Below are 11,155 nucleotides of genomic sequence, written 5' to 3' on the forward strand. Positions count from 1 at the left end.
ATGGGCGGTAACCGAGGGCTGTGCCCATGGCAGGTTTTGGAGTCGTCCCACTGACTTCGAGCCGCTCGGCGAAGGAGGCGGATGTGCCATCACCTCGCGTGCGGCCGTCACCGGAGCGCCGGGCCGTGCTGCCCCTGGTCGCTCCTCTACTGCTTCAATGGGGAAAGCCGGCTTCCGGGCGCGAGCTCGAGCAACTGGTCCGATGGTCGGACCAGTTCGAGCCGAGTGCTGCCGGAAGGTAGGCCACTAGGCCAAACGCGCGCCGTCATCCGGCGAGAACAGCGAGACCCGCCGACCGTCGATGCGGATGGGCAGCGGTGCATTGCGCTCCACCTTCTCTCCGCTGGACATGCGGGCCGTGATCTCACTGCCGCCGAGCGCCATCCGCACGAACATGTCGGGCCCGGTCGGCTCGGACATCAACGGCACGGCCTGGATGGTGCCGGCCCCGCCGGCCTCCGCGGTCAGGACGTGCTCGGGCCGGAGGCCGAGCACGATGGGGCGGCCCTCCGCCAGCCCCGAAGGGCCCTCCAGGCCGGGCAGCGGAATGACCGCGTCACGGCACGCGAGCGCCAGGCCGTCCCCGTTCCGGGTCAGACGCCCGTCGAGGAAGTTCATGGTGGGCGCGCCAACGAAGGACGCGACGAAGCGGTTGGCGGGCCTGTCGTAGATGACCTCGGGCTTGTCGCACTGCTGCACCCTGCCCTGCTCGAGCACGACGATGCGCGTGGCCATCGTCATCGCCTCGATCTGGTCATGCGTGACGTAGACCATGGTGCGGCCCAGCCGCTCGTGCAGCTTCTTGAGCTCGACACGCATGTCGGCGCGCAGCTTGGCGTCGAGGTTGCTGAGCGGCTCATCGAACAGGAAGACCGAGGGCTCGCGCACCAACGCGCGGCCGATGGCGACGCGCTGCTGCTGGCCTCCGGACAGGTTGGCCGGACGGCGATCCAACAGGTGCTCGATGCGCAGCAGACGCGCCGCGGTATCGACCTTTCGGTCGATCTCCGCATCGGGAACCTTGCGCATCTTGAGGCCGAACCCGATGTTCTTGCGCACCGTCATGTTCGGATAGAGCGCATAGGACTGGAACACCATCGCGATGTCGCGCTCGTCCGGCTCGAGCCCGGTCACATCACGGCCCCCCATCCAGATGCGGCCCTCCGTCACCGGCTCGAGGCCCGCGATCATGTTGAGCAGGGTGGACTTGCCGCAGCCCGACGGCCCGAGCAACACCAGGAACTCGCCGTCTTCGATCTGCAGATCGAGCTTGTCGATGATGACGAGCGAGCCATAGGTCTTGCGAACGGATTCGAGTCTGACGCCATGCATTGGTGGATCCTCAGCCCTTGACGGCGCCGGCCGCGATGCCGCGCACGAAGAGACGGCCAGAGAAGAGATAGACGAGCACGGTCGGCAGCGCCGTCAGGATGGTCGCGGCCATGTTGAGGTTGTATTCCTGTTCGCCGAACTGCGAGCCGACCAGGTTGTTCAGCGCCACGGTCACCGGTTGGCTCTCCGGGCTGCTGAAGGTCAGCCCCAACAGGAAGTCATTCCAGATGTAGGTGAACTGCAGGATCATCGCGACGGCGAAGACCGGCAGGGACAGCGGCAGCATCACGTACCAGAAGGTGGCAAGGAAGCCGGCGCCGTCGATCCGCGCGGCCTTGAGCAGATCCCCGGGCACGGTCTGGAAGAAATTGCGGAACAACAGCGTGACGAAGGGCAGACCCCAGACGACGTGAACCAGCACCAGCCCGGGCACCGAGCCGTACAGCCCGAGCTCGCGCATCAGCACGATCATCGGATAGAGCGTCACCTGTGGGGGAATGAAGAGGCCGATGAGGAGCGCGCCGAACAGGAGGTTGGCATGGGGAACGCGCCACGAGCTGAGCGCGTAGCCCGTCAGCGAGCCCAGCCCCACGGACAGGAAGAGCGACGGCAGGACGATCCAGAAGGAATTGGCGAACTGTCCCGACAACCCCTCGCAGGAAGCACCGATACAGGCGCCGCTCCAGGCCTTGCCCCAGGCGGCCAGCGTCGGCGCATGGGGCAGAGCGAACAGGCTCCCGTCGCGAATCTCGTCCATCGGCTTGAGCGAGGTCGAGAGCATGAAGAAGAGCGGCGCCAGCATCGCCAGCGCGGCGGAGGACAGCAGGAGGTAGAGGATGAATCGCTGGTAGCGCATCACGCCTCCTTCCGCGGGGACCGCAGCTCGACATAGAGGTAGGGGGAGATGACCGCCGCGATGGTGCAGAGCATCATGAAGGCACCGGCGGCGCCCAATCCCAGCTCCTGGCGATTGAGGATGTGGTCGACGACGAAGCGCGCCGGCAGGTCGGAGGAGAAGCCGGGGCCGCCGCCGGTCAGCGCCACGACGAGGTCGAAGGACTTGAGGACCATCGCCGACAGCAGGACGAACACGGAGAAGAACACCGGCCTGAGCATCGGGGTGATGATGTCGGTGTAGACGCGCCAGGTGGGGATGCCATCGACCCGGGTCGCCTTCCAGATGTTGGGATCGATACCGCGCAGGCCGGCGAGGAAGAGCGCCATGCACAACCCGACCTGCTGCCAGACCCCCGCGATGGCCAGCGTGTAGATCGCCCGGTCCGGCCGGACGATCCAGTTGAAGACGAACTCCGTCCAGCCCAGATCACGCACCGCGTCCTGGATGCCCAGCGTCGGGTTGAGCAGCCATTGCCAGATGGTGCCGGTGACGATGAAGGACATCGACAGCGGCAGCATGAACACGGTGCGGAAGAAGCTCTCTCCGCGGGTCGCGCGGTCGAGCAGGAGCGCGAGCACATAGCCCAGCAAGGTACAGCCCACGATGAACAGCGTGCCGTGGATCGCCAGGTTCTCCATCGCCGTCCACCAACGCTCATTGGCGAACAGGCGTCGGTATTGGTCGAGCCCGACGAAATTATAGACTGGCAGCAGCCGCGAACGCGTCATGGAGATGACGACCGTCCAGCCGACGAAGGCGTAGAAGCAGACAGCCGTGATGACCGCGGCTGGAACGAGCGCGATCTTCGCCGCGGTGCTGGCGGACCACCAACGGCGCCGTCCGGCGGGCGGCGCCTCCGCGCGCGGCAGGGTCACCGCGGACGGCGGCTGTTGTGCGTTCATCATGAAAGGGTCCATGTGCCTTGAATGCCAGGGTGAAGGGGGGGACAGGCCCTCACTTCGCGCCGGCAATCGTCTTGATGAAGAGCGCTCGCCCCTGCTCGGGCGTCATCGACCGGTTGTTCCAGTAGTTCGAGATCGCATCATCGATGGCGCCGGACACCGCGCTGGGCAGGCCGAACAGGCCGGAGCTCGCCAGCTGGGTCTTCGGATCCTTGAGCGTCTCCTGCGCCAGTTTGGCACAGACGTCGAAGGACGGGTCGGTCACGTCGGTGCGCACGGGGATGGAGCCCTTGCGCTTGTTGAAGGCGATCTGCACCGCCGGGTCCATGATGACGTTGGCCATCAGCTTCTGGGCATCGAGGCTCGCCTTGTCCTTCACCTTGGCGAAGGCGAACGCGTCGACGGTCATGATGTAGCCCTTGTCCTTGGCGGGGGCGAGCGCGCAACCGACGGTCGTTCCAGGCTCGATCCCCGCCGCCACCAGCTCGCCCTTGGCCCAGTCCCCCATGAAGTAGAAGGCCGCCGAGCCCTTCATCACCATGTTGGCCGCGATGTTCCACTTGCGGCCCGGGCTGCCCTCGTCGACGAACTCACGCAGCGCCGCGACGGTCTTGAAGACCTCGAGCATGGTGTCGGACTTCATCGCGGCCTCGTCGAGCTGGCCGTAGACCTTGGAGTAGTGGTCGCGGCCACCGACGCCCAGCAGGACGGAATTGAAGAGGATCCGCTCCTGCCACGGCTCACCGCCGAGCGCGATCGGCGTGATTCCGGCCGCCTTGAGCGTCTTGGCGGCCGTGATGAGCTCCGGCCACGTCTTGGGAACCTCGACCTTGGCCTTCTTGAGCGCGGCGGCGTTGTAGAACATCCAATTCTCACCGTGGATGTTCACCGGCGCGGCGATGTACTTGCCGTCGTACTTGGAGGCCTTGGCGATCAGCGGGGGCAGCACGGCGTCCCACTTGCCCGCGGTGGCCGCGTCGTTGACGTCTCCGACCAGCCCCTGCTCGGCCAGCTCGTCCAGCTGCTTGCCAATGGAGAACATGAAGGCCGTCGGCGGCTTGCCGCCGATCATGCGGTTGACGACGGCGGCTCGCGCATTGGAGCCACCAGCAACTGGCGTGTCCTTCCAGGTGCCACCCTTCGCGGCATAGGCGGCGCGCACCTTGTCGAGCGCGGCCGACTCCCCTCCAGACGTCCACCAGTGCAACACTTCAGCCGTCTGCGCCTGGGCGACAGACGACACGCCGAGCAGCAGGGTCACCACCAGGTTCGCGGAAGTCTTGAGCGCTCGCATTACGATCCTCCCCTTGGTCATTGACTCAAAAAATCGTAACGTTTCGATTCCTCGATTGGTCCCACAGACCCGGGCGACAAGTCAATGCCGTTCGTGCGTCGGAAGCGACGAAATAAGCAGTCGAAAAAGGAAAATGACAACGTTACGATCCATTGAGAAGGCAAGCGACGCGCTGCGACAAGGAAACGCCGCCGCGACGCAGTGCGACAAGGAAATCCACTGACGCGGTGCGACAAGGAATGTTGGGCAGGAGCTCCGGAAATGACGATGCGTTTTCCCGAAGGCTTTTTGTGGGGGGTCTCGACTTCCAGCTACCAGATCGAGGGAGGTGCCCCGGACGACGGGCGGGGGCGAAGCATCTGGGACACCTATTGCGCGACCCCCGGCAAGGTCGCCAATGGTGACAACGGAGAGGTGGCCTGCGACCACTATCACCGTTACGCCGAGGACCTCGACCTGATGCGACACCTGGGTGCGAAGGTCTACCGCTTCTCCATCATGTGGCCGCGGGTGATTCCAGACGGCCAGGGCGCGGTGAATCCCAAGGGACTCGATTTTTACGACCGCATCGTCGACAGCCTGCTCGAACGCGGCATGCGCGCCTGGCCGTGCCTCTACCACTGGGATCTGCCGCAGGCGCTGCAGGATCGTGGCGGCTGGACGAATCGTGACATCGCCAGCTGGTTCGCGGAGTACACGGCCATCGTGGCCCGGCGGCTGGGCGACCGCGTCGAGAACTGGGTGACCTTCAACGAGCCGAGCGTCTCGGCCTGGGTCGGCCATGAGGAGGGCCGCCATGCACCGGGGCTGACAGACCCACGCGCCGCCGTGCGTGCCGCGCACCATCTCAACCTGGCGCATGGGCGGGCCGTCGCGGTGCTACGAGACCTGACACCCCGCACCGGCGTCGGCCTGGTGCTCCCGATCCACAAGGCCCGGACCCTGCCACAGTTCAAGGAGCGCGATGGCCACCTGCCGGCGCTCTTCGAGGACAAGTGGAACGGCGCCTTCCTGGAGCCGATCTACCGCGGCCGCTACCCCGCTTCGGTCGCGGAGCGGTTCGCCGAACACGTGCGCGACGGCGACCTCGCGGAGATCCACCGGCCGATCGACTTCCTGGGCGTCAACCACTACTTCCCGAGCTACATCCAGACCTCGACGAAGGGCGCCTGGCCTTTCGAGCACACGGACCCGCCGCTCTTCTTCCGCCGGACCGAGATGAACTGGGCCATCGACGGCCACGCCTTCTATGAAGCGCTCATGATCATCAAGGAGCGCCATGGCAATCCGCCCGTGTACGTGACGGAGAACGGCGGCGCCTTCATCGACGTGGTCGGACCCGATGGCCGGGTTGACGATCAGGACCGCATCGCTTATTACCGCGACTACCTGGCCGGACTGCATCGCGCGATTTCGGAAGGGGCGGATGTCCGAGGATTCATGCCCTGGTCACTGCTCGACAACTTCGAATGGGCGCGCGGCTACGGCAAGCGCTTCGGCATCGTGCATGTGGACTATGGGACACAGAAGCGGACGCCGAAGGCTTCCTTCGACTTCATGCGAAAAGTGATCGCGACAAACGCACTGACAGGCGTTTGAACCCGGGCCGGAATGACGTGAGCACCAAACGACGTAAGCGCCAGGTGAGCGAAGCAACTGGAGGGAAACCCGCGGCTCCCGCGAACCTCAGGACGTTGGCGGCGCATCTGGGACTGTCCATCAGCACCGTGTCGCGCGCGCTGAAGGACGGTCCCGAGGTCAGGCCGGAGACGATCGAGCGGGTGAAGGAGGCCGCCGCCAGGTTCGGCTACATGCCGAACATCAGTGGCCTCCACCTTCGGACCGGCCGGACGTTCAAGGTGTGCTCCATCCTCTACGCGCCCGAGGTCGGTGACTACGGAGAGCCGGGCTTCCTGGCGCAGGTGGAGAGCCTGTCCAATGGCATCGAGACCTCGGGCTACAACCTGATCGTCCTGGCGCAGACCGGTCAGCAGGCGCCGTTGGATCCGATCCGCCGGGTGTACGCGCAACGGCTCGCCGATGCCGTCGTCTTCTCCCGCACCACCCCCATGGACGAGCGGGCCAGGTTCTGCCTGGAGAAGGACTTCCCGTTCGTGAGTTTCGGGCGGACCGAGCTGCAGACGCCGCACGCCTTCGTCGACCATGACGACGAGAGCGCGGTCTTCGACGCGGTCATGCACCTGGTCCGCGACGGGCACCGGAGGATCCTGCTGCTCAACCCGTCCGGGGGGTTCAACTACGCCGGACTGAGGTTGCGCGGCTACCAGCGGGCGTTGGTGGAAGCCGGACTGCCCAGGGACGAGTCCCTGTTGTACCACGGTGACCTCTCGGTGCGGGCCACCCGCGAGACCACGAAGCAGATACTGCAGCGGGATCGCTCCATCACCGCGATCGTCTGTGGAAACCAGATGTCCATCGTGGGCGTGCTGGAGGCGTTGCTCGAGAGCGGGATCGACACCTCCAGGGACGGGGTGAGCGTCGTCGGTTTCGGCGGCATGCCGTTCCTCACGCTCTCCGAACAGCGCCTCACCTACTACTACCAGCCGCAGCGGCGCGTCGGTGCCGTCCTGGCCAAACATCTGATCGCGCTCTTGAACGGCGAGCCCGCGGCGAACCTGCAGACGGTTCTGCCCTATGTGCGGATCGAGGATGTGCGGATGTTCCGCACGCAGGCGGAATTCGATCCGGCCCGAATACTACCGCCTCCTTGAGGGTGGCGGGCTCCGGCTCATTTCCGGTGACCCGAATTCTTTCCTCATACGCTCAGTACGAGCCGGAGGAAGAAAGAATGACCCCTGCCACCCGGAAGACCCTCGCGACGTGTCTCGCAGTGCCGTCCCTGTTGTCCGCCAACGTGGCCCTGGCGCACGGCTCCATGGAGGTGCCCCTCAGCCGAGTCTACAACTGCTACAAGGAAGGGCCGGAGAACCCCCAGTCCGCCGCGTGCAAGGCGGCCATCCAGGCCTATGGCACGCAGGCCTTCTATGATTGGAACGGGGTGAGGCAGGGGAACGCCAATGGACAGCACCGTACGCTCATCCCGGACGGGAAGCTGTGCAGCGCGGCCAACGAGAGCCACAAGGGCCTCGACCTGGCTCGGACGGACTGGAAGGCGACGCAGATCGCCCCGAATGCCAGCGGCAACTTCGAGTTCGTCTTCTATGCAACCGCGGTCCACGCCACCAACTACTTCCAGTTCTATGTGACCCGGCCGGGCTACAACCCCGCGCTGCCGCTGAAGTGGTCGGACCTGGAGGCGGCCCCCTTCTGCACGGTGAAGAGCGCCACGGCCGTGAACAACCGCTACCGGCTGAGCTGCCCGTTCCCTCAAGGGCGGACGGGCTCCCATGTCATCTATGCCATCTGGCAGCGCTCGGACAGCCCCGAGGCGTTCTACGCCTGCGTGGACGTCAAGCTCGGCACCACGGCCCTCGCCCCGACCTCCTCCTGGAAGGAGCTCGGCCAGGTGCAGGCCCGCACGGACCTGCCCGCCGGAAGCACGGTCACCTTCCGCCTGTTCGACAGTGATGGAAGGGACGCGGAGACCCATCCCCTCCTGCTGGATCGCGCGGCCCCGGCGGCGGACTGGCTCGCCCGTCTCGCCGAGCGGGTGAACGCGAGCTCCACCCACGTCAGGCTCGGGGCGCTTCAGTCCTCCGGGGAGATCGCTCCCATCAAGGACCGCCAGGGCAACAGCGTCTACGGCCTGGATTCTGGATACACCTTCCAGATTGACATCCAGAAGCCAGCGGCCGACGAGGCTTCCTCCAAGTAGGCGTGGTACCTGAGACTACTGCACGTTCAGGAAGATGGCGGTGGGGACGCCCCAGTTGCCGCTGGCGTCCTGGCCCTCCACGAAGATCGTGTGCCGGCCCGGTGCCAGGCCAGAGGTGAAGACCGTGGCCTGCACCGACTCGGCCGTGCTGTTGAAGCTTCCGTCCACCGCGCTCAGTGCGAACGTGGGCGTCCCCGACACCCAGGACGGCGCATCGATGGAGTAGCGCGCGGCGGCGATGGCCTGTGAGCCTTCCGCGCCCCCGTTCGTGCCGTAGCGGGTGTCATCCGCCCGAGCCGTGAGCGTCACCGGGGTTCCCTGCGCCACGGTGCTCGCCGACAGCGCGAGGTTGATGGAGTCCGGGCCCGCCGCCACCTGATACGGCCGCCGCGCCGCCTTCAAGGCGTAGTAGAGGGCCGGCATGTTCTTGGGGACGATGGTGTTCTCGAAGGTGGTGCAGCTCTCGAAGAAGGCACCTCCCATCTCGAAGGTGAACGCCGCGACGCCGAGCCGCCCGTAGGCGAAGGCGTCCGTGGAGCCCGAGGCCGAATACAGGCACGAGCTCACCTGGCATGCCTGGTAGCCATTGAAGTAGTTGAACTTGCGCCCCAGGGTGCGCAGCTGGGTCGCGTTCGGCGGCGCCGCCGTGGTGGCCGACCAGGGATAGAGCACATAACCGCCGTAGCTGTGGAGACTGAGCATCAGGCCCGTGGCGTCCGCGGGGGCGGGATCCGTAGAGGCGGGCCCGCGCTGATCCGGGAAGAGGGAGAGGATGTAGTTCTCCAGCGTCTTCGTCTCCGGTTCGGAGGCCGCCGAGCGCCCCCGGTAGGTGTCATTGCACGCGCTGCTGCTCGCACCCGCGCCACCCCAGTCGAAGCTGCTGTTGCGGTTGAGATCCACTCCGTACGTCGCCGTGGAGCAGGAGCCCTCGCTGGTGTTGGTGTTCTTGCGCTTGGACACTCCCGTCTCCGCGACGCGGCGACCGTCCGGATTGGACTGCACCACCACGTGCAGCTCGGAGTAGTCGAGCAGCCAGGTGACATCCGGGTCCGTGCCGTAGCGGCTCACGAGTTGCTCGGCGAAGCGCGTGGCCAGCTCCGCCGTCGTGTACTCGCGGGCGTGGATGCCGCCCATCAGGAAGAACCGCGCCTTGGAGCCCGAGCGCGCCTTGTTCGTCAGCACCAGCACCCGCAGGTCATCTCCCGGCTTGCCTCCCGCCGTCGCCTTGTCCCAGGTGTCGCCGATGTCATTCCACGAGGCGAGGTTCGGGTAGGTGATGGGCAGCTGCGCCATGGCGGCGTAGGTCTCGTCCACCGTGCGGTAGCACGAGTAGCCGGGAATCCCGCCGGCCAGGGACACCCACCCCTCTCGCGGCTCGTTCAGGATCCGCGTCTGTTCCTCGAGGAGCTCCACGCGGCGGCCCTCTTTCACCAGCGCGTCGTACTCCTCGGGCGAGAGGACCGCCTCCACGGTCTTCTTTTCATGATCCACCGCCGCGCTGAGGTCCAGCGTCTCGGCGAGTCGATCCAGGTCCACCCGGGACTTGAACGACACCCGGGCCAGGAGGACGGACGGACGGGACGGCCCCTCCTCGGGGGCTCCTGCCCGGGCAACGAGAGGTGAGAGGGCGAGCGCTGCGGCGGCTGCGAGAACTCCAGTGACGGGCGACGGCATGGGGGTTCCTCCACGGCAGGGAAGGAACGCACCTTATTCCTGGAATACTGGATATACAACTTTCACAGCCACACCTTCTCCGCGCAAACCTCAGGGATAGTGTTGGCTTGACACTTATGAGCTGGATGTCGGAGAACCGGGCGTATGAAGACGCCCGGAAAGCCCGCCGACCCCGCGCGCAGGGAGCGCGCCCGCCTCTCGCTCGAAGGACTGTCGGTAGGAGACGCGTTCGGGGAGCGCTTCTTCGTGTCCCCGTCCGTCGCCCAGTCCCTGGTGGAGCAGCGGGCCCTGCCGCGCGAGCCGTGGAACTACACGGACGACACGGAGATGGCGCTCGCCATCGTGCGGGTGCTCGAGGAGCACGGGCGCATCGACCAGGACGCGCTGGCACGGCTGTTCGGCCAGCGCTACCGGAGGAATCCACGCCGGGGCTACGGCGCCACCGCGCACGACATCCTGCAGAAGATCCACCTGGGGTTGCCCTGGCAGACGGTCTCCTCCGAGGTCTTCGAGGGCAAGGGCTCCATGGGCAACGGTGGAGCCATGCGCGTGGCGCCGCTGGGAGCCTGGTTCGCGGATGACCTGGCGCGGGTGGTGTCCGAGGCCCGGGCTTCGGCGGAGGTGACGCACTTCCACCCGGAGGGACAGGCAGGAGCCATCGCCATCGCCGTGGCGGCCGCGTGGGCACACCGCTGGAGGGAGACACGCCCGCCCGCGCGCCAGCTCTTCGACACCGTCCTCGACCACACGCCCCCGGGTGAGACCCGGGAGGGACTGGAGAAGGCGCGCGAGTGGCCGCTCGGGGCGACGCCCACGTCCGCGGCCCGGGCACTGGGCAGCGGGCAGCGCGTCCTCTCCCAGGACACCGTGCCCTTCTCGGTGTGGTGCGCGGCCCGGCACCTGGACAGCTACGAGGAGGCACTCTGGAGCACGGTGGCGGGGATGGGGGACCGCGATACCACCTGTGCCATCGTGGGCGGCATCGTCGCGCTGAGCGCGGGGCGTGAGTCCATTCCCCGGGCCTGGCTCTCGGCGCGCGAGCCGCTCGACGCGACCTAGCGCGCCGCCTCCCCTGCATCCAGCCGAGCTTGAAATGATGTGCGGCGTTGAGCTGTCCACATCACCCTCCAACAGAGGGGGCTCCGGGGACCTGGACCAAACAGAGCCTTTCACGGGTTGCCACGTCATGGAGACCCCCTTTGGTGGATGGGGCGTACGCCCGGTTCGCTGTACCCCTGTCGGGCTGCCGGCGCCCCATC

Annotated in this window: 9 protein-coding genes; 4 read left to right on the forward strand and 5 right to left on the reverse strand. The window is 66.5% G+C overall.

The annotated features are described in order from the left end of the window. Positions 1-246: 246 nt before the first annotated feature. From JRI60_RS30185 to JRI60_RS30200, 4 genes are read right to left on the reverse strand one after another with little or no spacing between them, the layout of a single operon-like run. Entirely contained in the window at positions 247-1,332 is a 1,086-nt protein-coding gene (locus JRI60_RS30185) for an ABC transporter ATP-binding protein (RefSeq protein ID WP_204219342.1), read from the reverse strand. A 10-nt stretch (positions 1,333-1,342) separates the two neighbouring features. Beyond that, on the reverse strand, positions 1,343-2,188 hold the full coding sequence (locus JRI60_RS30190) for a carbohydrate ABC transporter permease (RefSeq protein ID WP_204219344.1): 846 nt from the start codon (positions 2,186-2,188) through the stop codon (positions 1,343-1,345). After that, the gene (locus JRI60_RS30195; RefSeq protein WP_204219346.1) at positions 2,188-3,135 is read right to left on the reverse strand and encodes a carbohydrate ABC transporter permease; all 948 of its coding nucleotides are present in this window, start codon (positions 3,133-3,135) and stop codon (positions 2,188-2,190) included. The genes JRI60_RS30190 and JRI60_RS30195 overlap by 1 nt, the downstream gene beginning before the upstream one ends. 49 nt (positions 3,136-3,184) lie before the next feature. Continuing rightward, a complete protein-coding gene (locus JRI60_RS30200) occupies positions 3,185-4,426 on the reverse strand; it encodes an ABC transporter substrate-binding protein (RefSeq protein ID WP_204219347.1) in 1,242 nt (413 codons plus the stop codon). Positions 4,427-4,687: 261 nt separating this feature from the next. Between JRI60_RS30200 and JRI60_RS30205 the strand changes: the two genes are divergently transcribed. The 3 genes from JRI60_RS30205 to JRI60_RS30215 all read left to right on the forward strand — a co-directional run bounded on the left by JRI60_RS30205 (position 4,688) and on the right by JRI60_RS30215 (position 8,222). Continuing rightward, entirely contained in the window at positions 4,688-6,025 is a 1,338-nt protein-coding gene (locus tag JRI60_RS30205; protein WP_239469794.1) for a GH1 family beta-glucosidase, read from the forward strand. A 95-nt stretch (positions 6,026-6,120) separates the two neighbouring features. Then, positions 6,121-7,158, forward strand: coding sequence for a LacI family DNA-binding transcriptional regulator (locus tag JRI60_RS30210; RefSeq protein ID WP_239469795.1), 1,038 nt, complete (start codon positions 6,121-6,123; stop codon positions 7,156-7,158). Between the two features lie 77 nt (positions 7,159-7,235). Further along, positions 7,236-8,222: a lytic polysaccharide monooxygenase gene (locus tag JRI60_RS30215; RefSeq protein ID WP_204219349.1), complete on the forward strand. Its 987-nt coding sequence runs from the start codon at positions 7,236-7,238 to the stop codon at positions 8,220-8,222. 15 nt (positions 8,223-8,237) lie between these two features. Here the strand turns inward: JRI60_RS30215 and JRI60_RS30220 are convergent, their stop codons facing one another. Continuing rightward, entirely contained in the window at positions 8,238-9,896 is a 1,659-nt protein-coding gene (locus JRI60_RS30220) for a M14 family metallopeptidase (protein WP_204219351.1), read from the reverse strand. A 144-nt stretch (positions 9,897-10,040) separates the two neighbouring features. On the opposite strand from JRI60_RS30220, the gene JRI60_RS30225 reads away from it, so the two are divergent. Beyond that, on the forward strand, positions 10,041-10,955 hold the full coding sequence (locus JRI60_RS30225) for an ADP-ribosylglycohydrolase family protein (protein ID WP_204219353.1): 915 nt from the start codon (positions 10,041-10,043) through the stop codon (positions 10,953-10,955). The last annotated feature ends 200 nt before the right edge of the window (positions 10,956-11,155 follow it).

Source organism: Archangium violaceum (assembly GCF_016887565.1).
Lineage (GTDB): Bacteria > Myxococcota > Myxococcia > Myxococcales > Myxococcaceae > Archangium > Archangium violaceum_B.

What these genes read in the sequence shown, in the direction of transcription:
- JRI60_RS30185 (WP_204219342.1), bottom strand. Translation starts at nt 1,332, where the DNA reads ATGCATGGCGTCAGACTCGAATCCGTTCGCAAGACCTATGGCTCGCTC.
- JRI60_RS30190 (WP_204219344.1), bottom strand. Translation starts at nt 2,188, where the DNA reads ATGCGCTACCAGCGATTCATCCTCTACCTCCTGCTGTCCTCCGCCGCG.
- JRI60_RS30195 (WP_204219346.1), bottom strand. Translation starts at nt 3,135, where the DNA reads ATGATGAACGCACAACAGCCGCCGTCCGCGGTGACCCTGCCGCGCGCG.
- JRI60_RS30200 (WP_204219347.1), bottom strand. Translation starts at nt 4,426, where the DNA reads ATGCGAGCGCTCAAGACTTCCGCGAACCTGGTGGTGACCCTGCTGCTC.
- JRI60_RS30205 (WP_239469794.1), top strand. Translation starts at nt 4,688, where the DNA reads ATGACGATGCGTTTTCCCGAAGGCTTTTTGTGGGGGGTCTCGACTTCC.
- JRI60_RS30215 (WP_204219349.1), top strand. Translation starts at nt 7,236, where the DNA reads ATGACCCCTGCCACCCGGAAGACCCTCGCGACGTGTCTCGCAGTGCCG.
- JRI60_RS30220 (WP_204219351.1), bottom strand. Translation starts at nt 9,896, where the DNA reads ATGCCGTCGCCCGTCACTGGAGTTCTCGCAGCCGCCGCAGCGCTCGCC.
- JRI60_RS30225 (WP_204219353.1), top strand. Translation starts at nt 10,041, where the DNA reads ATGAAGACGCCCGGAAAGCCCGCCGACCCCGCGCGCAGGGAGCGCGCC.